At 38.7% G+C, this 23,124-nt stretch carries 19 protein-coding genes; 10 read left to right on the forward strand and 9 right to left on the reverse strand.

Translation table 11 applies throughout. The annotated features are described in order from the left end of the window. Positions 1-282 precede the first annotated feature (282 nt). The 5 genes from BW935_RS09090 to dnaG all read right to left on the reverse strand — a co-directional run bounded on the left by BW935_RS09090 (position 283) and on the right by dnaG (position 6,497). Positions 283-1,518 (reverse strand): S8 family peptidase, encoded by a 1,236-nt coding sequence (locus BW935_RS09090; RefSeq protein ID WP_076500814.1) that lies wholly within the window; start codon positions 1,516-1,518, stop codon positions 283-285. Between the two features lie 161 nt (positions 1,519-1,679). Continuing rightward, the gene (gene surE, locus BW935_RS09095; RefSeq protein ID WP_076500816.1) at positions 1,680-2,465 is read right to left on the reverse strand and encodes a 5'/3'-nucleotidase SurE; all 786 of its coding nucleotides are present in this window, start codon (positions 2,463-2,465) and stop codon (positions 1,680-1,682) included. Between the two features lie 6 nt (positions 2,466-2,471). Beyond that, positions 2,472-3,104 carry a hypothetical protein gene (locus tag BW935_RS09100; RefSeq protein WP_076501085.1) on the reverse strand — a complete coding sequence of 211 codons (633 nt, stop codon included), beginning with the start codon at positions 3,102-3,104 and terminating at the stop codon, positions 2,472-2,474. 145 nt (positions 3,105-3,249) lie between these two features. Beyond that, positions 3,250-4,467: a bifunctional 3,4-dihydroxy-2-butanone-4-phosphate synthase/GTP cyclohydrolase II gene (locus tag BW935_RS09105; protein WP_076500818.1), complete on the reverse strand. Its 1,218-nt coding sequence runs from the start codon at positions 4,465-4,467 to the stop codon at positions 3,250-3,252. Between the two features lie 86 nt (positions 4,468-4,553). Next, positions 4,554-6,497 (reverse strand): DNA primase, encoded by a 1,944-nt coding sequence (gene dnaG, locus BW935_RS09110; RefSeq protein WP_076500820.1) that lies wholly within the window; start codon positions 6,495-6,497, stop codon positions 4,554-4,556. A gap of 229 nt (positions 6,498-6,726) precedes the next feature. Here dnaG and BW935_RS09115 point away from each other — a divergent pair, with 229 nt between their 5' ends. The 6 genes from BW935_RS09115 to BW935_RS09140 all read left to right on the forward strand — a co-directional run bounded on the left by BW935_RS09115 (position 6,727) and on the right by BW935_RS09140 (position 14,194). Then, on the forward strand, positions 6,727-7,821 hold the full coding sequence (locus tag BW935_RS09115; RefSeq protein WP_076500822.1) for an Mrp/NBP35 family ATP-binding protein: 1,095 nt from the start codon (positions 6,727-6,729) through the stop codon (positions 7,819-7,821). A gap of 17 nt (positions 7,822-7,838) precedes the next feature. Then, positions 7,839-8,081 (forward strand): NifU family protein, encoded by a 243-nt coding sequence (locus BW935_RS09120; RefSeq protein WP_076500835.1) that lies wholly within the window; start codon positions 7,839-7,841, stop codon positions 8,079-8,081. Positions 8,082-8,208: 127 nt separating this feature from the next. After that, positions 8,209-11,169 (forward strand): M43 family zinc metalloprotease, encoded by a 2,961-nt coding sequence (locus BW935_RS09125; protein WP_245802672.1) that lies wholly within the window; start codon positions 8,209-8,211, stop codon positions 11,167-11,169. 108 nt (positions 11,170-11,277) lie between these two features. Next, a complete protein-coding gene (locus BW935_RS09130) occupies positions 11,278-12,051 on the forward strand; it encodes a PASTA domain-containing protein (RefSeq protein ID WP_076500839.1) in 774 nt (257 codons plus the stop codon). Next, on the forward strand, positions 12,051-13,886 hold the full coding sequence (locus tag BW935_RS09135; protein WP_076500841.1) for a T9SS type A sorting domain-containing protein: 1,836 nt from the start codon (positions 12,051-12,053) through the stop codon (positions 13,884-13,886). Before BW935_RS09130 ends, BW935_RS09135 begins: the two co-directional genes overlap by 1 nt. Positions 13,887-13,891: 5 nt before the next feature. Then, entirely contained in the window at positions 13,892-14,194 is a 303-nt protein-coding gene (locus BW935_RS09140; protein WP_076500843.1) for a rhodanese-like domain-containing protein, read from the forward strand. 73 nt (positions 14,195-14,267) lie between these two features. Here BW935_RS09140 and dnaB read toward each other — a convergent pair whose 3' ends face one another. Then, on the reverse strand, positions 14,268-15,854 hold the full coding sequence (gene dnaB / locus BW935_RS09145; RefSeq protein ID WP_076500845.1) for a replicative DNA helicase: 1,587 nt from the start codon (positions 15,852-15,854) through the stop codon (positions 14,268-14,270). Between the two features lie 192 nt (positions 15,855-16,046). Between dnaB and BW935_RS09150 the strand changes: the two genes are divergently transcribed. Beyond that, positions 16,047-17,417 (forward strand): UDP-N-acetylmuramate--L-alanine ligase, encoded by a 1,371-nt coding sequence (locus BW935_RS09150; protein ID WP_076500847.1) that lies wholly within the window; start codon positions 16,047-16,049, stop codon positions 17,415-17,417. 1 nt (position 17,418) lies between these two features. Continuing rightward, the gene (locus BW935_RS09155) at positions 17,419-18,225 is read left to right on the forward strand and encodes a 3'-5' exonuclease (protein ID WP_076500849.1); all 807 of its coding nucleotides are present in this window, start codon (positions 17,419-17,421) and stop codon (positions 18,223-18,225) included. Between the two features lie 52 nt (positions 18,226-18,277). On the opposite strand, the gene BW935_RS09160 is transcribed toward BW935_RS09155, so the two are convergent. Continuing rightward, positions 18,278-19,087, reverse strand: coding sequence for a M48 family metallopeptidase (locus BW935_RS09160; protein ID WP_076500851.1), 810 nt, complete (start codon positions 19,085-19,087; stop codon positions 18,278-18,280). 101 nt (positions 19,088-19,188) lie between these two features. Between BW935_RS09160 and BW935_RS09165 the strand changes: the two genes are divergently transcribed. Next, positions 19,189-19,668, forward strand: coding sequence for a DUF4442 domain-containing protein (locus BW935_RS09165; RefSeq protein WP_076500852.1), 480 nt, complete (start codon positions 19,189-19,191; stop codon positions 19,666-19,668). Here the strand turns inward: BW935_RS09165 and BW935_RS09170 are convergent, their stop codons facing one another. Then, positions 19,669-20,412 (reverse strand): hypothetical protein, encoded by a 744-nt coding sequence (locus BW935_RS09170; protein WP_076500854.1) that lies wholly within the window; start codon positions 20,410-20,412, stop codon positions 19,669-19,671. 113 nt (positions 20,413-20,525) lie between these two features. Here BW935_RS09170 and BW935_RS09175 point away from each other — a divergent pair, with 113 nt between their 5' ends. Next, positions 20,526-21,407: a glutamate--tRNA ligase family protein gene (locus tag BW935_RS09175; RefSeq protein ID WP_076501087.1), complete on the forward strand. Its 882-nt coding sequence runs from the start codon at positions 20,526-20,528 to the stop codon at positions 21,405-21,407. Between the two features lie 182 nt (positions 21,408-21,589). Here the strand turns inward: BW935_RS09175 and BW935_RS09180 are convergent, their stop codons facing one another. Next, positions 21,590-23,074 carry a S10 family peptidase gene (locus BW935_RS09180; RefSeq protein WP_175606655.1) on the reverse strand — a complete coding sequence of 495 codons (1,485 nt, stop codon included), beginning with the start codon at positions 23,072-23,074 and terminating at the stop codon, positions 21,590-21,592. Positions 23,075-23,124 lie beyond the last annotated feature (50 nt).

Raw genomic sequence — 23,124 nt, forward strand, 5'->3', positions numbered from 1 at the left:
AAGCTGAGAAAAACCCTGTTTTTGAACGAGGGTCAGCAAAAACTGGCAAAAATGTTCGATTTTTGATTTTGGGTGTCCCAGTGTCGAAGTCAGGAAAAAGAAATCAAGATCAAGAAAACTGATCTTGTTGCAGGTAAGTTCACTGTTAAATTATAACAATTCAAAAAAGTCAGGAATCTGCTATCTCTCGATTGCAGATTCCTGTATTATTTGAAGATTTTGATTTTTTTTAAAACATTTGAATGAAAGTAGTCTTCCAAATGACAACATTAAGAATCTGACTCACCTCCTAAAAGCTATCGGATCAGCCTTTCCTATCCAATCTATAGAATATCCATCTGTATCGATATCTCCTAGTACCCTCAAGCCAGACACATGGGGGGCTGACATGGAAGTTCCTGTCTGATTACTATAACCACCTCCTCTCCAGGTTGATACCACATTAACACCCGGAGCTGCATATTTGATAGGTTCACCATAGTGTGAAAACCATGCTCTCCTGTCTCTAGAATCTATTGCAGAAACTGTAATGGTATAGTTACCAACCACACGAGCTGGACTAAATGCTGTGGCCGGCAAGGCAGAATTACCAGAAGCTATGACCATCCAAATTCTTCTTTTTTCGGATACATTCAGTAAGGCATCATCTAGAACTCTACTCTCATCGAAACCCCCAAAACTCAGATTTGCGACATCCCCAGGAATACCTCGAACACCTAAGTGCTCGATACCAGCTACCATTCCTGAATAAGTGTAAGCTGCCCTAGGACCAAAAAATATCTTAATAGGTACTACTGGCACACCTGCTGCTACACCTACTACACCAAAATGATTATCTAATGCTCCCACTGTACCCGCTACATGGGTACCATGTCCATGCTCGTCATTGAAGTTCCAATCTTTTCTAAATCTATTATAAGGATCAAACCCTTTTTGCGTATCAATATTCAAATCAGGATGATTCAAATCGATACCCGTATCTAAAATGAATACACTGTGCCTACCTGAATACTGAAAGGGTCCTCCGACTCTCTTAATGCCCCAAGGAATAGATTGTGTATTGACTACAGGCTCTTCTGGTTGATTTTTTGGATGATCAATGGGTCTTCCTAGCATGCCCATCCTATCCTGCTCTACATACTTTACCCTGGGGTCTGTACTAATTTCATGAATTTTTTCCTTGGATATTCTAGCTGTAAAACCAGTCAATGCCATTGTATAAGTTCGATCAAGATCCTCTTCACTCAACTTATACTGCGCTAAAAATGAAATGGCTTCTTTACGCATGGCTGCTTGTGCACCTTCGTAATCATCTGGATCAATTCTGAAATTGATTTGGTTGTCATGCAGAATTACAAAGTATTGTCCATCGATAGGCGTGGTACTATAATTAGGAAAAGTCATATTTTCCTGATCATCTGTCATTTCCACAGCTTCTTGATTATCCTCAGCACAAGACGTCATGCCAACCAATACGATTGCAGCAAAAGCAATACATCTATAAAAGTTTATTTTCATAAATCTCTATTTATTATCAAATATATAAACAAAAATGTATTTCATAACAATTTTACTTTTAAGAAAGGATGCATCTTTTGATTAATAATATCTACATAAACGAAATAAGCCTACCAAAAAGATGTTTGGTAGGCTTCTCTGTGATTTTATCAAATTCAAAATTATAAATTATCCCAATCCCAGTCTTCATTCATTTGATTGATAGCATAATGAGCTGTCAAATCATACTGACAAGGAACAATAGACACATAGTTGTTGGCTATTGCCCATTCGTCATTATCTTCTCCTTTATCGAAATTCACAAAATTGCCAGCCATCCAGAAATATTTACGTCCATTAGGGTCATATCTTTCCGAGAACTCTTCTTGCCATTTGGCATGTGCTTGTCTACATACTTTGACACCTTTGATGGGTTCATTCCTCTTTGGCGGGAAATTCACATTCAAAGCGACACCCTTGGACATACCATGGTCAAGCACTTGCTTTGCTATTTTGTAGACGTATTCTTCCACATGCGAAAAGTCTGCTTTGGAAGAATAATCACAGAGACTAAAACCAATGGAAGGATAGCCCTCAAGTGCCCCTTCGATAGCTGCTGACATGGTGCCTGAATACAAAACGGAGATTGAGGTATTACTACCATGATTGATACCACTGACAACTAAATCGACTTTTCGGTCTTTCAAAACATAGTGTTTGGCTAATTTGACGCAATCTGCGGGAGTACCACTAGACTTAAAAGCTTCTACATCTTCAAAAATATCTTCCTCGGATAATCGAAGCGTCTCACCTATTGTAATCGCATGTCCCATCCCTGATTGGGGGCTATCTGGAGCAACTACTACTACTTCCCCGATTTTTTTCATCACATTGACAAGTACCCTGATTCCCTTTGAAGTGATTCCATCATCATTAGAAACCAGAATCAATGGTTTTTTCTTTGGCATAAATTTTTATTTGATTTGGTTGTAATATGCAGTGATTCTAAGAAGATCTCCACGTTTGTCATGGGCGAGTCTATTTTTCCGCATGTATAGCTTCACTTCGTCTTCTCTATCATCAAAGAAATCCATTAAATCTCTTTTTTTCAAAGAATATCTCTGAATCTTTCCTTCCTTAAAAAAATAAAAATTGAATGCCAATCTATAACCATTATTCATCATCATGGGACCTCCCCACATGGGGTTCATCATCATCGGGTTATTCATTCCTCTTGTATCAGTAGCTATATACTCTCTACACAACAAGGCCATTTCGCTGCCTTGAGTCAATATTTCAAAAAATACTGGCGTTTCATAATCTGTGGCTAAGGCATAAGGTAAAGAATAAAATGTACGGATTCCTCCGTAGATTTCGTCAAAAACTTCAAATTGAGAAACATTGGAAGCACCAAAAGTCTCCACGCTTTGTCTCTGAACTTGTACGATGTTGTTATCTAAATCATACATTACCAACCCAACAATAATTTGTCCATCTGTGGTAGTCACTTGCCCCTTGTGCCAGACTTGTGATGGAAATTTATTTTGTGCCTCTACTTGGGTGAAGTTTGTATATGTAAGGAATAAAAGAATCAATAATCTTTTCATCTCTTTAGCCATTTTTGAGTTTGTCCAATTAAAATAACGAATAATTTATAAAATTGGTTGAAGCATAATAGCTTTTCTTATGCTTTGATTTCTAAAAAACAAGCTCAATCAAAAAATCCTCCTGATGTTCAGGAGGATTTCAATACTATTTTTTCATTATGGTATGACCCATTTTATCTCTTTTTGTTTGCAGGTATTTTTCATTGTGCGGATTAGAGCTAATCTCTATAGGAAGCTGCTCCACGATTTCTAAACCATAACCCAATAGTCCAACTCTCTTGGTGGGATTATTTGTGATCAGTCTGATTTTGCTGATGCCCAAATCTCTCAATATTTGAGCTCCCACACCATAATCTCTTTTATCCATTGGAAAACCTAATGCAAGGTTGGCTTGAACGGTATCCATGCCCTGCTCTTGGAGCTTGTATGCTTTCAATTTATTGATCAAACCTATACCTCTTCCTTCTTGGTTCATGTACAAGACTACACCTTTACCTTCTTTTTCTACCATTTCAAGCGCCCTGTGCAATTGTGGTCCACAATCACATCTACAGGACCCAAAAATATCTCCTGTGATACAAGAGGAATGCACACGAACCATCACAGGCTCGTCTTCTGACCATTGGCCTTTGATCAAAGCCATGTGTATATCATCAGTATTGGTTTGTCTAAATGCGATCAAATCAAAATCTCCATAGGTTGTTGGCATTTCTACACCTATTTCTCTTTTGATCAAAGATTCATTCTTCAGCCTGTAAGCAATCAAATCCTTGATTGAAACAAGTTTAAGGTTAAAGCGCTCTGCTACTTTCACCAAATCAGGAAGACGGGCCATGGTTCCATCCTCGTTCATAATCTCTACCAAAACCCCCGCAGGCTGTAATCCAGCCAATCTTGAAAAATCTATGGCGGCCTCAGTATGACCTGCTCTTCTCAATACCCCACCTCGCTTTGCTTTGAGTGGAAATATATGACCAGGTTTGCCTAATTCATCCGGATGAATAGAATCATCTACCAAAGCCAGAATGGTCTTTGCCCTATCACTAGCCGAAATCCCCGTAGTACATCCGTGACCAACTAAGTCAACTGAGACTGTAAATGGTGTTTCAAAAGCAGCCGTATTGCTCCCGACCATCAATTCGAGACCAAGTTTTTCGCACCTATCTTCTATCAAGGGTGCACATATAAGACCTCGGCCATGTGTGGCCATAAAGTTGATGATTTCTGGGGTAACCTTTTCAGCTGCACAAACAAAGTCACCTTCATTCTCTCGATCTTCATCATCTACTACAATGATAACTTCTCCGTTTTTGATGGCTTCAATGGCTTCCTCAATGGAATCTAATTGGTAGGGTAAGGACATAATTTTATTTTGAATGCTATAGATTTGGGTTTGCAAAATTAAAGGTTTTCAGTCAGTAAAACTGCCAAAAACCAATTTAAGTTTGGTTAATTGCTGATGACAATTCCTAGCTGTTTGTCGATTTCAGTTTGAAATTTCTTCAATTCCATATAAACTCTCAATTTCTCATCCATCTCCTCAGAGGACTCTCCAGCTTCTTGGGCATACTTTATTTTGTGTCTGGATTCTTCCAGCATCTTTTTGATTACTTTTTGTTTCAATCTCAATATATTATCATAAACTGACTTGGCCAGATCATCTGCTTCCGTTGTGGTGAAAATCTGAAATCTTTCTTGCCAAAGTCTGGATATTTCATGTTTGCGAGTAATCATATTGATCACTTCTTTTTTCACTTCTGAATCTTGAGACTCCATGAAGTAGGTAGGCTGGGGTAAAATCCCTTTACTTAAGGCCTGTTTGTATAGATTTAGTATTTTGTTGAAAACAGGCGTTTCAAAAGTCAGGTCATGTGTTTCTTGCAACAAATACTCGCAAACACTCAACTCCTCAGAAACCATCTCAAAACCATAATTGACCAACATCCGCATCATTTCCCGCTCTTGAGCCTCAAGCTGAGAGCTGTAAGGGAGCGGCTCTTCTTTGGTAGGTAAGAAATCTTCAAATGGAGTATCGGCAGTTTCTTGCTCTCTTTGATCTCTAAAGTATTGGTCTTTTTGAACTTTGAGAAGAATCTTATTCAATTCAATCTGAATGATCTCTTCTTCTATTTCCAATAGCTTGGCAGATTGCCTTACGTACACTGACCTGATTATCGGTTCTGGAATTTTGGCAAGGCTTTGCACCACTTGCTTGATCAATTCGGCTCTTTTGACAGGATCATTGGCTGCTTCATCAGCATAAAGACTGATTTTGAATGCTATAAAATCTTGTGCATTGCTTACAAGATAATCGGCAAAAACCTGTGACCCTACCTTTCTAGAATAGCTATCAGGATCATCTCCATCAGGAAAAACCACCGCTTTGACATTCAGCCCACCCTCCAAAAGCATATCAATACCCCTCAAGGAAGCCTTGATACCTGCTGCATCACCGTCAAATAGCACCGTGACATTGTCAGTAAACCTTTTGATTAGCTTAATCTGATTCTCCGTAAGCGAGGTACCTGAGGATGCCACGACATTCTCTATTCCAGCCAAATGCATGGATATGACATCCGTATATCCTTCTACTAGATAACAGTTGTCTTTTTCCCTGATCGATTTTTTGGCCTGAAACATCCCATAAAGCACATCACTTTTGTGATACACTTCTGTCTCAGGTGAATTGATGTATTTTGGTTGTTTTTTATCCTGAGTGAGTATTCTTGCTCCAAAACCGATTGGTTTTCCGCCTAGATTGTGTATTGTAAATGTGACCCGACCTCTAAACCTATCATAAACCCTATTTGGATCTCCTTCTTTTTGTAAAACAAGTCCAGCTTTGAGTAGAATTTCTTCTGAATGACCAGCTTCCTTAGCTGCCTTGAGTAAATGGTCCCAACCGTCTAAAGTATAGCCAAGATCAAATTTCTCAATGATGTTTTGATTGAATCCTCTCTCTTTGAAATAACTCAGACCTATTGCTCGACCTTCTTCTGTGTGCAGGTTTTTGACAAAAAAATCCTTAGCAAAATTCAATGCAATGTAAAGACTCTCACGTTCATTGTATGCTTGGATTTCTTCAGGTGTGTTCGCTTTGTCTTCCTCTACTTCAATCCCGTATTTCTTTGCCAGATGACGAATAGCTTCATTGAAGCCTACGCCTTCAATATCCATGACAAACTGAATGGGATCTCCCGCCTTGCCACAACCAAAGCATTTGTAAATCTGTTTGGCTGGTGATACAGAAAAAGATGGGGATTTTTCGTTGTGAAACGGACAACATGCCCAGAGATTCTGACCCTTTTTCTTGAGCGGAACATAGTCATTGACTACATCTTCTATATCTGCTCGCTCTCGAACTTTCTCGGTTGTTGCTCTACTGATTGCCATTTAAAATTCACTTCAATTGTCAAAGATAAAAAGTATTCGGCCAAAACATAGGTGGCTTTTGAGAAACTATTTATTGTATTGAAAAGTTAAGATTAAGATTGAAACTAAATCAGAACATTATTCATTTCACTGTATTCCTTGTGATGATTTAATACGACCTCAATAAAACTGAGTGTTTTATTTAGAACAATTATAGCCTAACTTGCGACAAAATTGAAAATCGTATCCAATGACAATTAGCAAAGAACAAATCCTACAAGCGTTAGCCACCGTCGAAGATCCAGATCTCAAAAAAGATTTGGTGACTTTGGGAATGATTCAGGATATTTCTATAGAAGAAAACAAAGTTAGTTTTAAGGTAGTTTTGACCACTCCAGCATGCCCGCTGAAAGAAGTGATTAAGAACAACTGTATTGAAGCACTTGAAAATAGTTTGGGTACAGATGTGGAGTTGGATATTTTTATGACTTCCAATGTCACCACCACAAGAGACAATACGCCACTGCTTCCACAAGTAAAAAACATCATTGCTATTGCGTCTGGTAAAGGTGGGGTTGGAAAATCTACAACTGCTTCCAATCTAGCTGTTGCTTTGGCAAATTCAGGAGCTAAAGTAGGCTTAATTGATGCGGATATATCGGGTCCATCTGTTCCTACCATGTTCAATGTAGAATCAGAGCAACCTGCAGTTAAACAGGAAAATGGAAAAAATGTCATTATCCCAATTGAGCAGTATGGTGTAAAATTAATGTCAATTGGATTTTTGACCCCAGCAGATTCAGCTGTGGTATGGAGAGGCCCTATGGCTAGTTCTGCTCTGAAGCAATTTATTGGTGATGTAGAATGGGGTGAGTTGGATTATTTATTGATTGATCTTCCTCCTGGAACTTCCGACATTCATTTGACTATGGTGCAAACCATTCCAGTCACTGGCGCCGTAATTGTAACTACACCTCAGAAAGTTGCGCTGGCAGATGCCACGAAAGGATTGTCTATGTTCAAGCAATCTCAAATTAACGTACCTATCTTAGGTGTTATTGAAAATATGGCTTATTTTACACCCGAAGAATTACCAAATAATAAATATTACTTGTTCGGTAAAGAAGGTGGTAGAAAGTTAGCTGAGAAATTTGAAGTACCGTTCTTAGGAGAGATACCTATTGTACAGAGCATCAGAGAAAGTGGGGACACAGGCTATCCTGCTGTACTAAAAGAAGGTGTTACGCAAAAAGCTTTCTCTGACTTAGCAGAAAGTGTAGCAAGACAAATCGCTATCAGAAACGCTAGCAAAGCAAAAACAGCCGTTGTACAAATGGGGGCTTGATATTAAAGAGTTTGAAAATGGAAATGAAAGAAAAAATAGAACAAGCATTAGACAGCATAAGACCATACTTAGAGGCTGATGGTGGTAATGTGAAAGTAGTAGAATTAACTGATGACATGGTATTGAGGATAGAGCTTACAGGTGCTTGTAGTTCCTGCCCTATGTCTACAATGACCCTAAAAGCCGGTGTAGAAGAAGCTGTCAAGAAAGCCATACCTGAGATCATTAAAGTAGAGGCTGTAAATATCGCGGTTGCGTAATTGTGTATTGAATTATATGGTTAGGATATTTCATCATTTGAGGGTAAGCTTGAGCTTTACCCTTTTCCTGTTTTTACTGAGTTTTTCGGTTTATTCACAAAACTTTTTTGGGCAGCCCTATCAACACATGCATGATGAAAAGTGTGGCCATACCATCATTGAAAAAATGCAAGAGGAAGCGCTCGGAATTTATGGTTCCAGAGAATTTTTTGAATCTTGGGTCAATGATAAAATGGAAGAAATATCCAAATCACCACGAATCCAAGCCAGAGTTCAAAATGAAAGAAGAGTCATCCCTGTTGTGGTTCATGTCATTCACAATGGTACAGCGGTAGGTCAAGGTGCTAATATTCCTTTATCGCAAATTGAAGCTCAAATCAGAACTCTTAATGAAGACTTCAGAAGATTAAATCCAGACAGAATTCAAACTCCAGCAGAATTCCAAAATGTGGCAGCCGATGCAAATATTGAATTTGTGTTAGCCAAAGTAGACCCAAGAGGTATACCTACCAATGGCATTGTCAGGGTTCAAGGAACTAAAAGCGTCTATGATATCAATGATGCTGCTCTTATCTCAGAAATCTCTAGCTGGCCACCTGAAGATTACCTCAACATGTGGGTTGTCACGCTTCAACAACCTTTTATTGGTTATGCTACTTTCCCTGTTTCAAATTTACCTGGTCTAAATTTTTCTCCAACCCCAAGAGAATTAGATGGAGTAACGATGGATTACAGATATTTTGGTGAAGGTGGAAATGCAGTTTCGGGATCTAGAGGCAGAACTACCACGCATGAAATCGGCCATTTCCTTGGCTTAAGGCACGTTTGGGGAGATGCACAGTCATCAGCCAATGGCTGTGAAGTAGATGACTTCGTTGAAGACACTCCTAACCAACAAAGTCCAAACAATGCTTGTAGAATTAACAATCCGCTTTTTAGTTGTGGTAGTAGGGATATGACTGAAAACTACATGGATTACACTCCTGACGCTTGTATGAATCTTTTCACCCAAGGTCAAGTAGCGAGAATGAACGTAGTACTAGAATTCAGTCCAAGAAGGGGCTCTTTGATCAATAACTTTGCAACACAAGACCCTAACTTACCTACAATAGATCTTTCAATCGAAAGAATTATTGACCCACAAGACCTTATTTGTTCCAACGATGTGACTCCAACTATTGAATTACTCAATAGAGGGCTAAACAATATAACCTCAGCAACAATAGAAATCAGGCTAAATGGAAATTTGATTCAAAGCAGAAATTTCTCCTTCAACCTAGCCACGGGTGAAGATGCAATAGTGGATTTCAACCCGATCAACTTGAGTGGCAATGGCCAAGACTTATTTGAAGCTAGAATAACGCAGGTGAATGGTCAATCATCAGACGGAAACCCAGACAACAATTCTAGAAACAGTAGACCCATCATCCAACCAGAGATCAATATTCCATATTCTCTTGATCTTTCTACAAATATAGGTGATTGGATTATCAGAAATCCAGACAATTCATTGACTTGGGAAAGAGTTTCACTTCCCATATCAGGTAGCATTCAGAATTTGATACGAATTCAAAACTACGAATATGAAGCTCCAGGAGAATTGGACTTCTTCATTTCGCCATCGATTAATTTAGCCAATTTCCCTAATGCGCAACTGACTTTCAACATGGCGCATGCGCCATATAATGCCGCTGGGTTTTCTGATGTTTTGTACGTAGCAGTATCCACTGACTGTGGCAATACATTTAACATCATCGATTCACCTTATGATAAGGATTCCAATCTTTTACAAACAGCACCTGCAATTCTTGAAGAATTTATTCCAAATTCAAATGCGCAGTTCAGAAGAGAGATTGTTAACCTTGCTCAATACAATGATTTTGATAATGTCAGAGTAGCATTTATCTCCAGAACTGGTTATGGCAATAACATATACATCAAAGATATTGAAGTATTGGCTACAGAGCAGTTTAGATATAAAATTGACTTAAACAGGCTGGTAAGTCCAGGGCCAATCAATGATGGCTCTCAAACAAACGAGCTAGTACAAATTACCAATACTGGTAACTTACCAATCACAAGCTTTATACTTAATCGACGAACAAATAATGCCGCACCACAGAGCTTTGTAGCTCGGGGAGCTTCCCTGAATGCAGGCCAATCACTCAATGTGGAAATTCCAAATTCGCTTACTGCCTCAGGCGTTTCAAGAGTTCAATATGATTTGGTATTTCCAAACTTTGACCAAAATCCTGGGAATGAATCTCAACTTGTTCAATTCAACGTGAGAAATACCAATACAATCACAGCCCCTTGGAGACAGAATTTTAATGCGACAATCAATCTGCAACCTTGGTCTAGTGTCAACACATTGAGCAATCAGAATTCTTGGGATGTGATTCCACTTCAAAATGAAGCTCAAAGTAATCTTATCAGGTTAGATGGATCCAATTCCAACGAGCCACAATGGGTTGGCTCACCAAAATTCAATCTATCCTTGAGCCGGCAAGCAAGTATTTTCTACAGCATAGCTGCTAGTAATCAGGCTCCTTCTACCGTTTTCAAAGTAATGGGGAGTACAGATGGTGGTGTGACTTATACGGAGCTCTTGAGAAAAACAGGTGCAGAGATTAATACTGTCAGTTCAGGTTCCGTCAATCCTAATAACAGGGCTGAGTTCAATAGAGAGTTTGTGGATCTTTCTGAATTAGCAGGATCTGGAAGAACCAATGTAAGGTTAGCATTCGTCATCGAAAATGGAAGTCCTAGCAATGACCCTGTCTATATAGATGATATAGAATTATTCCTCTCTGCTAATCCTGAGCCAGTAGATCCAGGATTAGGTAATACCATTATTTATCCAAATCCTGCTAGAGACGTATTCAGCATTGCTTTCAATTTGCAAACTTACGAAACGGTAAATATTCAGGTAATTTCTTCAAGTGGTACAGTTGTTCAAGATATCGATTATCCTAATACGCTCAACCAGACATATAACTTTAGCACTCAGCTATTTTCAAAAGGTTTGTTTGTCGTGAAAATTACCAGCAACTCTTTGACGGAAACAAGAAGGCTGATCGTCCATTAGTATTTAATCATTAGAAAAAGTATTAGTCCAAATATCAAAAGGGCACATTTATTGGTGAAAATTAAATATAATTTTACCTTTATACGTTAGCTTAAAAAATCTATCTGCATGAGCAAACTCAAAGATTCCTTAAAGAAAGTAGGGATTCATCTTCTTTTGATACTAGGTGCAACTACTCTTATCGCATTCTTGTTTCTAAAATTCTTTTTGCCATCTTACACCAACCACGGACAAACTGTTTCCATTCCAGACTTGGAAGGGTTCAGCTATGAAGAACTGGATAGCTATCTAGGTGCTAGAAATTTGAATTATGAAATTGAATTGGATAGTGGGTTCAATGCAGACTTACCTCCATTGACTGTTCTCAAGCAACTTCCTCGAGCAGGGAGTCAAGTGAAATCTGGCAGAAAAATCTACATTACGCTCAATTCAAAAAATGCTCCTATGATCAAGATGCCAAACTTGGTCAATAGTCAATTGAAGAATGTGCAAGAAATCTTGTCTAATATTGGACTAGTCAGAGGGGAAATCAAATATGTGCCAGATATTGGAATCAATGTGGTTCTTGAGCAAAAATATAGAGGTCGAAACATTCCTGAAGGTTTTGAACTACCTAAAGGCTCTCAAATTGACCTAGTTGTCGGTGACGGATTAGGAAATCAAATTCTTGATGTTCCTAACCTGATAGGTATGGACGAAATCGATGCGGAATTTCTGATCATTGGATCTGGCTTGAGGATGGGAAGACTCAACTATGTCACCACAGATACTGTTCCTCAAGGAACAATCGTAAGACAAATCCCTCCTTCTGGCGCAGAGGTCAAAACAGGAGAGCCAATAGATCTTTGGATTTCAGAAATAGCAAAACAAAGAGATTTTTAATGAAAAATAATTGGGCAATAGGTTTACTTTTTGTCAGCATGCTCTTGCTGTGCATCAGTGAGTCTTTTGCCCAATTCCAACAGCTTCCTACCCCTGTCAGCGAAACATCAAACAGATTTTTTCAAGGAAGAATACTAGAAGATCAAATATTGTCACTCCCATTCTGGGATGATTTTAGTACCAAGGGAATCAGGTCAGACTTATGGATCAATGATGGTGTGACGCATTCTTACACAGTTGCTAATGGAGCACCCAGCCTTGGAGTTGCTTTATTCGACGGCATTGCATCCAATGGCAGACAATATGATAACAACCCATTGGCACAAGGCTTTGCAGATCAATTGACCTCAAGGCCAATCGACCTAAATACTCTAAGTGATAGCGAAAAAGAAACTGTATTTCTAAGCTTCTATTGGCAGCCTGCAGGTAAAGCAGAAATGCCAGATATCAATGACCAAATCACATTACAGTTTTTGAATCAAGCTGGAGAGTGGGTTGAAATATGGAACCAATTTGGGGAATTGGAAGCACAGAGACTTTTTTTTACGCAAGAAATCTTCCAAGTGACAGAAGAATTTCAGCATGAAAGCTTTCAATTTCGATTTCAAGCAAGAGGGAGGCTATCAGGGCCATTTGACACTTGGTTGATTGATTATGTCTACTTGAATAAAAACAGAAGCCTACTAGACAGGAATGCAATAGATCGAACCTTGACAGAAACAAATTCCCCTATTTTTGAAAAACATGCATCAGTACCTCTTTTTGAGTTGACAGCTGAACCAGAGCAATATCTGACCAATACAGGAAATGAATTTAAAAATCTGGAAAACAGGTTTCGTGCGATGGAATACACCATTGAGTTACGTGATTTGGAAACTCAAAACTCCCTTTTCAAAATCAACAATAATACACCTTTTAACCCAGTACCTCTAGCTTTGGAGAGAAGAGGTTTCAGTTCAAACCCCATCTCTTCGATACCATTGCCTGAATCAGAGGGTGATTTGGAACTGGTGACATACTTGAGCTCTGGCGATGGGGTTTTATTCCAGATCGTTGAAGGAGATAGCATTTTTTATCCTGAAGTAGATCTTAGAATCAATGATACAGTCAGGACGATTGTTTCTGTTAGAGACTATTTTGCCTATGATGATGGAAAAGTCGATTATTCTGCTGGGATCAATCAGAGATCTGGCATGCTTGCCGTCAGATATGAGAAAACACAAAATGCCTTTCTCAAAGGAATCAGCATCAACTTTACTAATTTTCTGCAATTCGACAGGGGCATAGATATCATGGTCTGGGGTAATCTTGACTCAGAACCACTCTATGTCAAAGAGAGTTTGATTCCAAGAAAAGAAAGCATAGAAGAATTCTCCTTCTTTGAAATTGATGAAAATATCCTGCTACCTGATGTGTTTTATGTGGGTTTTACGCAGTTCACTAATGACTTCATCCACGTAGGATTAGATAAAACCAGAGACAACGGAGAAGAAATCTTTTACAATGTGGCTGGAAGCTGGCAGCAAAATGAATTTGTAAGTGGCTCGCTGATGATTAGACCGCATCTCAGTCAGTCGCCACCAGTAGAAGAGTCTGAGGCCATTACTACCGAAAAATTAAGATTATATCCTAATCCAGTCATCGATCAATTAAGAATTGATGGGCAATTTGAATTGATTCAAGTTTTGGATCCATATGGTAGGAGAATAAATATACAATCCGAAGAGCTAGAAAATGGTAAAATCCTTAATTTTGCAGGGCAAATGCGTGGAATGTATTTGATCAATGTCTTGGAGCATGGCAAACCACAATCATACAGAATACTAGTCAAATAAATCATATGGAAGATATCAACGTAGAAGAGCTCAAACAAAGATTAGACAATAAAGAAGAATTTGTATTCATCGATGTAAGAGAAGAATGGGAATACGAAGAAGATAACTTGGGAGCATTGAATATCCCACTTGGAACACTCCCGCATCAATTAGAAGAAATTGAAAAATATAAAAACCAGGAGATCGTCATCCACTGTCGTTCTGGTGCAAGAAGTGGAAATGCTAAGAAATTTTTGGAAACCAAAGGCTATTCTAAAGTAAGAAATGTCCTTGGTGGTATCATGGCTTTCAGAGCATTAGAAGATTAAAAAATCCTGATGCTGATAGATTAAATCAAAACAGCCATCCAAGAATTTTGGATGGCTGTTTTGATTTTTCCTTTTAAAACGGTGCTGGTTCATCGCTTCCAAAACCTCCTGGAAATCCTCCTCCTTCATCACCTCCATTGGCTTTAGATTGGAGTCTGATGGTATTGCCACTTTCGAAACCTTGACCACTTGCACTGCTGGGGAATTTGGATCCATAAAGGGCATCTTGTGGCTTATATGGCACATTCAATTCTAGATCGGTAAATCTGGTATACTTTCCGATAAATCTCAATTTCACTGTTTCCAAAGAACCATTTCTGTGCTTGGCAATAATCACCTCACCTACTCCCATGGTAGAATTACCCTCCTCGTCTTCATTGATACCGTAATATTCAGGCCTATAGAGGAACATGACCATATCCGCATCTTGCTCAATAGCACCTGATTCCCTCAAATCTGAAAGTTGAGGCCGCTTATCTCCTCCCCTTGTCTCCACTGCCCTAGATAACTGAGAAAGTGCGATCACAGGTACTTCCAATTCTTTTGCGATCATTTTCAATGACCTTGAAATACTTGCAATCTCCTGCTCCCTATTTCCTCCACCTCCAGACTTGGAATCACCTGACATCAGCTGCAAGTAATCAATTACAATCATCTGAATATCATGCTGGGCCTTGAGCTTCCTACATTTTGCCCTGAGCTCTAGAATGGATAGAGCAGGTGTATCATCTACAAAAAGCGGTGCTTTGGAAAGCTTAGCAGTTTTGTGAACCAACTGCTCCCATTCATAATCCGCTAGATTTCCTTTTTTGATTTTCTCTGAATCCAATTCTGCCTCTGATGAAATCAATCTATTCACCAACTGCACAGATGACATCTCCAATGAGAAAATTGCAACAGGTCTATTGTGATCTACCGCAGCATTTCTCAAAACAGAAAGTACAAAGGCCGTCTTACCCATCGCAGGTCGCGCAGCGATGATCACCAAGTCAGATTTTTGCCAGCCTGAAGTAACTCTATCAAGAGCAGTAAAACCACTAGGCACACCTGTCAAACCATCCTTTTGACCTTTTTTGGCTTCCAACTCCATGATGGCTGTTTTCATGATCGAGCGCATATCGGAATAATTTTTCCTGATATTTTTCTCTGATATTTCAAAAAGAGATGACTCCATCTTATCTAAAAGCTCAAATACGTCCGTAGTATCTTCGAAAGCCTCTTTCTGAATTTCTGAAGCTATGCTAATCAAATCACGCTTCATTGCCTGTTCGGTGATGATTCTGGCGTGATATTCAATATTGGCGGCAGAAGAAATCTTGGAAGTCAGCTCAGTGATAAAAAATGCTCCTCCAGCAATTTCTAGTTTACCATTTTTCCTCAATTGATTGGTAACAGTCAACATATCTATGGGTTGACTATCACTGAACAAATCTAGAATGGCAGTATAGATTACTTTGTGTGATTCCTTGTAAAAACTCTCAGGTCGTAAAATATCCACAACTTGAGTCAGGGCATCCTTCTCAAGCATCAATGCGCCCAAGACAGCTTCTTCCAACTCTATTGCTTGGGGTGGAAGCTTCCCTACCCCTGATATTCCAGCCAAATCAGGCTTTTTTCTTCCTAAAATTCTATCTTTTCCCTGTGGATTATTCTCTGCCATAGAAACAAATGTAAGCTGTTTATGCAAAAGGTTTTGAACAATTTATGCACGAGTTATCAACACCCCAATTAATCAACGGATAATCAAAGCACTAGCGTATGGCATGCAATTATTCTGTCAAAAAAAGGAAATAAAAATCATTTCAGACTAATATTTGCTAAGAAGGTTCTAATTTTAATCTTCAGAAAAATTATGAAAAAGCAATATCATTTTATAGCCATCGGCGGAGCAGTGATGCATAATCTTGCCCTTTCTATGGTGGCCAAAGGCTACAAAGTCAGTGGTTCTGATGACGAAATTTATGAACCCTCAAAAAGTAGACTCTTACAAGCAGGCATCTTACCAAATGAAAAGGGATGGTTTCCAAAAAAAATCCACGCTGACCTAGACGGAATCATCCTAGGTATGCATGCTAGAATTGATAATCCTGAACTTGTTAGAGCCAAGGAGCTAGGAATCCCTGTCTATTCTTTTCCTGAATTTATCTACAATCAAAGCAAAGATAAAACTAGAGTAGTAATCTCAGGAAGTCATGGAAAGACGAGTATCACTTCGATGATTTTGCATGTGCTCAAAAATGAAGGACTGGATTTTGATTACTTGGTTGGCGCACAGTTAGATGGTTTCGACCTAATGGTCAAGCTATCAGATGCGCCTATCATCATCATTGAAGGTGACGAATATTTGACTTCACCGCTAGACAGAAGACCAAAGTTCTTTCATTACCACCATGATATACTTCTGATGAGTGGCATAGCTTGGGATCATTTTAATGTATTTCCAACTTTTGAAAAATATGTTGAGCAATTTGAAAAACTGGCCGAAATGACTGCTAAAGGTGGGACTTTCATCTACTGCGAAAAAGATCCAATTGTCAAAAAAATTGGTGAATCCCATAAAGAAGCAGCGATCAAGCTAATTCCATACGAAGCCCATCCAAGTAAGATTGTCGACGGGAAAACCATCTTATTGGCTGATCAGATGGAACTTCCCATCCACATATTCGGAGACCATAACCTTCAAAATCTTCAAGGTGCTATTCATGTTTGTGAAAGTCTAGGTGTGAAGAATGCAGCTTTTTATAAGCATATTCAAACATTCAAAGGCGCTGCCAAAAGGCAAGAAATACTCGCAGAATCAAGTGATGCTGTATTGTATAGGGATTTTGCCCACGCGCCTTCCAAACTCAAAGCAACTGTAAATGCAGTAAAAAACCAATTCCCAAATAGAAAGCTAATAGCTGTACAAGAATTGCACACCTACAGCTCTCTCAATAAGGAATTTATCCATAATTATGCACATACTTTTGATCAAGCTGATATAGCCATTATCTATTTGAATCCAAAAGCCGTATCTTTGAAAAAGCTAGAGTTGATGGATGAAAACACATTGAAAGCAGGTTTTCAGCGCCATGATTTACTTGTATTCACTCAAATAGACCAACTCAAATCATTCCTAGAACAACAAAATTATCAAGACACTAACTTGCTTTTGATGAGTTCGGGTAATTATGACGACATGGATCTATCCATACTTAAAAACAAAATCAACAAAAACCTTTAAGATGAATTTAAATATCAAAACCCCAATTGCCTTTTTTGACCTTGAAGCTACGGGAACAAACATATCTACTGACAGAATTGTAGAAATTTCCATTGTCAAAGTACAGCCGGATGGTACGGAGGAAATCAAAACCATGAAAATCAACCCTACCATCCCAATTCCATTGGAATCATCGCTGATCCATGGCATCTATGATGCTGATATCAAAGACGCCCCTACTTTTAAGGATGCATCTAAAGAACTGCATCAGTTCTTCGCAGGTGCGGACTTAGCAGGTTTCAATGTCTTGAAATATGATATCCCTTTGTTGGTTGAGGAGTTTTTGAGAGCGGGGATTGATTTTGATATTGAAAAAAGAAACTTGCTTGATGCACAGAAGATTTTTCACTTGATGGAAAAAAGAAACCTTTCTTCAGCCTATAAATTTTACTGTGGCAAGACTTTAGAAAATGCACACAGTGCTGAAGCGGATACCATAGCCACCTACGAGGTGTTCAAAGCCCAAATAGAAAGGTACGAGGGGGAAGAAGCGGAAGACTTATTGGGTAATAAGTTGGGTGTTTTTCAAAATGACATGAAAAAAATCCACCAATTACTCAATGAAAAAATGGTTGACCTCGCTGGTCGATTTATTTTCAATGAAAGTGGTGAGGAATGTTTCAACTTTGGAAAACACAAAGGAAAAACCATCGTCCAAGTACTCAAAGAAGAGCCTTCTTACTATGATTGGATGATGAAAGGTGACTTCCCGCTAGATACCAAAAGGAAATTCACACAAGTAAAGCTGAGAAGCTTCAACATGGGTTAATATCAAACATAACGACATTAAAAAACCAGACTTAGCGTCTGGTTTTTTTAATTTATTGCTGCTTGTTACTCTTTTCGTAATACTCCATTGATTTGGGCATCTGCTTGTTGAGCTCCTCGATTCTTCTGTTTGGCCCTGGGTGCGTAGACAAGAAATCTGGTGGTCTATTTCCACTAGCCCCAGCATTCATTCTTTCCCAAAATGCAGGCGCTACTCTTGGGTCATAACCCGCCAAAGCCATGAAATCCAATCCTAATTGGTCTGCTTCTAATTCATGTCTTCTTGAAAAACTCAACATCCCTAGCTGTCCTCCATAGCCTACAGCTTGGAGAAAAATATTTTGAGTCAAAGTAGGGTTTTGCCCCATGGCCACTTGAACCCCACCAATTAGGCCATTGAGCACTAATCCATTAGACATCCTTTCTCTTGCATGACTAGCTATTGCATGGGCTACTTCGTGACCCATTACTACTGCTACCCCTGCTTCATCTTGACAGATCGGCATAATACCAGTGTAGAAAGCCACTTTTCCCCCCGGCATACACCAAGCATTGACTTGCTCACTTTCGATCAGGTTAAATTCCCAAGCAAATCCTTCTAAAGCCTTTTCATATCCACGCTCCGCCATATATTTGGACACCGCATCAGCAATTCTTCTACCAACCTTCACTACCATTTGACCTTCTGCTGTATTAGTGACCAGCTTACTTTCACTCAGTACTTGAGCATATTGATCGTAAGACATAGGGAGGATTTCAGCATTGCTGACCAAACTAAGCTGGTTTCTGCCACTTAGAGGCACCTTAGCACAGGAATAAGTAATAATTCCAACGAGAAACAAAATTGATATTTTCTTGAACATAACAGTAAGAATATTTTCACGAAAATGCCCAAAAAAGATGCCATATCAAAAAGCTTTTTATAATTTTCAATTAAATTGAAGTTTCTTGAAAAAACAAACTTATGACTCCAGAAGCAAAATCCTATCTCAGTAAAATGACAAACCCTTTTATATTTTGGTGGGCCATGCTTTTCAAGCTACCCTCAGCGATATTTTGGAGGCTTAAAATCAAAACTCTAACTCCTGACCAATGTCAAGTTAGTATTCCCTTTTTCTGGAGATCTCAGAATCCCTTTAAATCAATATACTTTGCAGCATTGGCTGGTGCAGCTGAACTTAGCACAGGAGCTTTATGCCAATTGTCGATGGCGGGGAAAGGAAAATACAGCATGCTTGTTGTAGATTTCAGAGCTGAATATTATAAAAAAGCCAATCAAAAAATCACCTTCACTTGCGATCAAGGGAAAGAACTTACTGCTATCATTGATCAACTTCAAGTGGAAGAAACAGGTAAACTAACCATGATTTCTACGGGTACCAACGCCAGTGAGGAGATTGTGGCCAAATTTTATGTCACATGGTCCTTTAAGAAAAAAGCCTGATCAATACTTTCTGCCAGTCTTCCTATCAAAAAAATCTAAAAGCCGTTGTTCTACCATTTTGGTATTCATGTCTTTGAATTGATGGCTGATATTCTGAAGATTGAATTCAATGATCAAATCATCCAAATCTTTGTCTGTGAGATTGTATTCTTTTTTTAGTGCAATCATCACTGAATCAGACTGAATCAAATCTAGGTAATCTTGCTGCCTAGCAATTTCAGCCAGTCTTCTAGCATACTGTCTTTTCTGCCGCTCACTCTTCATAAAATACGAAATCGGCCCATCAATTGTCAAGGCAGGCATCAGCCCTGGATTATCTGACATTCCAGAATAGATTTTTCCTGGCCCAGCAGGTCTATCCGTCAAACCACGCATACCAGTTGGGCTTGCAGTCCCATCCATCGAAAACGGTATCCTATATTCCTTGGCATAAACATCAAACCTTGGTAAAAGTCGGGCATTCAAATAAATCTCCATCACAAAATGTGTTTGCTCTCCTACCCTTTTACCAGCAGGGATGTAATGCTGTCTTTTGAAAACTAAGGAGTCTCCAGAGCTACCTTTGATACGGAAATATCCACGCATATTGGTTTCTGCGCTATCTTGATTGGTTAAATTGACCACCCAAACCTGATCTAAATATCCCTTATCCAAGCCATCAATCACATTACCAGTAATTGTTTGAGCTTTGGATAAGCTACCAAAGCTTACAAAAAAAGATATGATCAGAAGTATTTTTTTCACAGTACGAAGTTACAAGCTATGTATCTGACACAAAAATATCCGCTGTTAAAAAACATTAAGCAGCATAATGACTATTTTAGGATCCAAAGAAATTCCTAATGAATAGGGTGAATATGGAAAAACATTATTTAACAAGGTATGCACCTACACCAAGTGGGTTTTTACATCTTGGAAATATCTTTTCCTTTTTGAACACTTATCACTTGGCCAAAGCTTCTGGAGCAAAAATCTTACTAAGAATAGATGATTATGATCAAGAAAGGGTAAAGAAAAAGTATATCCAAGACATCTTCGATACTTTAGACTTTTTAGAAATCCCTTTTGACTTAGGGCCTAAAACCTTAAAAGAATTTGAAAGCAATTACAGTTTCAAAAATAGAAAAGCCAATTATACCAAGGCCTTAGAAACTTTGAAAGCTAAAAACATGCTTTTCGCCTGTGATTGTAGCAGAAAAAAGGTCGAGCGAATGCATCCTAAAGGCTTTTATACTGGGTTTTGCCAGAAAAGAAATCTTGATTTCAACTTATCTGCTATTAATTGGAGAGCCAAATTACCATTTCATCATCCTATAAAAATTAAAACAACTGATGGTTGGGAATCTGGAAAAACTCCTGGAATACTCAATGATATAATTGTGAAAAAAAAAGATGGGCTACCTTCCTATCAATTAGCATCTGTAGTGGATGACCTAACTTTTGGGATAGACTTGATTGTCCGGGGCAAAGATTTATGGGGATCATCTTTGGCTCAGATTCATATCGCTAACCATTTGGGGCAAAATACATTTGGTCAAAATACTTTTCATCATCATGAACTAATCAAAAATGCCAAAAACCGTAAATTATCAAAATCAGCTGGAGACACCTCTATTCAGTTTTTGAGAAAATCAGGTAAAAAGAAATCAGACGTCTTTAGATTACTAGCAGACCAATTAGGAATAAAACAACCCATTGAAAGTATCGAAGATTTTTCTAATTATTGCTTACAAAAATAAAAACCAGTTCCTGCGGAACTGGTCTTATTAATATCAATTAATTCTCCTCCAAGAAATAAGCATGAATCTCTCAGTCTATAGTTTTCAATAAGTATCCATGCGTATCGAATATCAACAAATATCAAACTTAGACTTCTCAAGGATTTTTTTGTTGGCAAATTCGATTTGAGGTTGTTTAACTTTTAATACTTCGCAGGTTGATCTTTTGCAGGAATGGTTTTCATGATAAACTCCCTGATATCATCATTTGAAGTTTTCAAATCTTCAGCTCTCAAGTACATCATATGACCAGATCTATAGCCTTTGAAAGACATTCTGTCTTGTAATTTACCATTAGGATCCATTTGCCACATGTTGTATTTGGCATTGAAATAATCCGTACCACCGTCGAAATAACCTGACTGAGTCATCACGTGTAGATATGGATTTTGACGCATCGCATTGGCCAATTGCTCGCCTGTGTTGTCATTACTTCTATCCCATGGGTTGACTGGACCAAAAAGATTGTATGTCAAATCTGTCTCATACTTCAGGACATTTTTAGCATAAAGGTTGAAAGCTGGTGCAAAAGCATGATTCCATGAAGTCAAAGCAGGGTCAAAATCATAGCGGTCACCGGCATCAGACTTATCTATCCCTCTATATCTGCTATCAAGTCTACCAATCGTTAACCCCTGATCACGCAACAATTCTTTCCAGAAAAAGCTGGTCGGAACAGCTAAGTTGTGCTCAAGGATAACTTTCTCGCTCAATCCTGAGTAATAGGCCATTTTAGAAGCAATTTCCTTTCTCTTGGCTGCGTCCAATGAACCTCCACGCGCAATGGCAGGGAGTACTTCATCTAATGTGTATTTTTCAACTTCAGGAAGAATTTGATCTAAATCTTTGGACTGAAGGTCAGCAGGCAAAACTCCGTGATACCAAGCCGTAGCGGCATAATATGGCAAGTAATTCGCTGCTGCAACTGGACCATTTCTATCCAATCCAAGACCTGTAGGAGACACGAGAATCACGCCATTGAAATACATCCAATGTGAATTTTGTAATTGAGAAACCAATCCAGCAACTCGAGTAGTACCATAGCTTTCTCCTATCAGGTATTTTGGAGAGGACCATCTATTTTGTCTACTTACAAATGTATTGATCCAATCAGCCAGGTACCTGATGTCAGCATTCACACCAAAGAATGTTGACCTAGATACCTCCTTATTCACAATTCTGGAATAACCTGTATTCACCGGATCTACAAAGACGATATCGGCAACATCTAGGATAGAATGAGGATTTTTGCTGTAGCCATAAGGCTGAAGCGGATAGCCTTCATCATCAATATTAAGCTTATACGGACCCGTATAAGCCAAATGCATCCAAATAGAAGCTGAACCTGGGCCACCATTGAAAGAAATCACCAAAGGTCTACTTGTCTTGTCTGAGACATCTGTTCTTTCATAGTAGGTATAGAACAAAGAAGCCATCGGTTTGCCATCCTCATCCCAAACAGGCATGGTTCCAGCTGTAGCCTTATAAGGAACTCTTTTGCCATTGATAGTCACTTCATTATTTGTCACCGAAGCTGATTCTACAGCTATCTGCCTGGTTTCCTGCGCCCATACAAAAGCCATAGAACCAACCAATAACGCTGCACTTAAAAGGTATCTTTTGATCATAATATTTGGATTTAATTTTCACTAAAATATTAAACTATTTCAAAACCACT

The organism is Belliella pelovolcani, from assembly GCF_900156785.1.
In the GTDB taxonomy this organism is placed as follows: Bacteria; Bacteroidota; Bacteroidia; order Cytophagales; family Cyclobacteriaceae; genus Belliella; species Belliella pelovolcani.

Bases quoted from the DNA above. Each gene is read 5' to 3' on its own strand.
- BW935_RS09100 (WP_076501085.1), bottom strand. From the start codon at position 3,104: ATGAAAAGATTATTGATTCTTTTATTCCTTACATATACAAACTTCACC.
- BW935_RS09120 (WP_076500835.1), top strand. From the start codon at position 7,839: ATGGAAATGAAAGAAAAAATAGAACAAGCATTAGACAGCATAAGACCA.
- BW935_RS09140 (WP_076500843.1), top strand. From the start codon at position 13,892: ATGGAAGATATCAACGTAGAAGAGCTCAAACAAAGATTAGACAATAAA.
- BW935_RS09160 (WP_076500851.1), bottom strand. From the start codon at position 19,087: ATGTTCAAGAAAATATCAATTTTGTTTCTCGTTGGAATTATTACTTAT.
- BW935_RS09155 (WP_076500849.1), top strand. From the start codon at position 17,419: ATGAATTTAAATATCAAAACCCCAATTGCCTTTTTTGACCTTGAAGCT.
- dnaG (WP_076500820.1), bottom strand. From the start codon at position 6,497: ATGGCAATCAGTAGAGCAACAACCGAGAAAGTTCGAGAGCGAGCAGAT.
- BW935_RS09175 (WP_076501087.1), top strand. From the start codon at position 20,526: ATGGAAAAACATTATTTAACAAGGTATGCACCTACACCAAGTGGGTTT.
- dnaB (WP_076500845.1), bottom strand. From the start codon at position 15,854: ATGGCAGAGAATAATCCACAGGGAAAAGATAGAATTTTAGGAAGAAAA.
- BW935_RS09105 (WP_076500818.1), bottom strand. From the start codon at position 4,467: ATGTCCTTACCCTACCAATTAGATTCCATTGAGGAAGCCATTGAAGCC.
- BW935_RS09180 (WP_175606655.1), bottom strand. From the start codon at position 23,074: ATGATCAAAAGATACCTTTTAAGTGCAGCGTTATTGGTTGGTTCTATG.
- BW935_RS09135 (WP_076500841.1), top strand. From the start codon at position 12,051: ATGAAAAATAATTGGGCAATAGGTTTACTTTTTGTCAGCATGCTCTTG.
- BW935_RS09125 (WP_245802672.1), top strand. From the start codon at position 8,209: ATGCATGATGAAAAGTGTGGCCATACCATCATTGAAAAAATGCAAGAG.
- BW935_RS09130 (WP_076500839.1), top strand. From the start codon at position 11,278: ATGAGCAAACTCAAAGATTCCTTAAAGAAAGTAGGGATTCATCTTCTT.
- BW935_RS09115 (WP_076500822.1), top strand. From the start codon at position 6,727: ATGACAATTAGCAAAGAACAAATCCTACAAGCGTTAGCCACCGTCGAA.
- surE (WP_076500816.1), bottom strand. From the start codon at position 2,465: ATGCCAAAGAAAAAACCATTGATTCTGGTTTCTAATGATGATGGAATC.
- BW935_RS09165 (WP_076500852.1), top strand. From the start codon at position 19,189: ATGACTCCAGAAGCAAAATCCTATCTCAGTAAAATGACAAACCCTTTT.
- BW935_RS09090 (WP_076500814.1), bottom strand. From the start codon at position 1,518: ATGAAAATAAACTTTTATAGATGTATTGCTTTTGCTGCAATCGTATTG.
- BW935_RS09150 (WP_076500847.1), top strand. From the start codon at position 16,047: ATGAAAAAGCAATATCATTTTATAGCCATCGGCGGAGCAGTGATGCAT.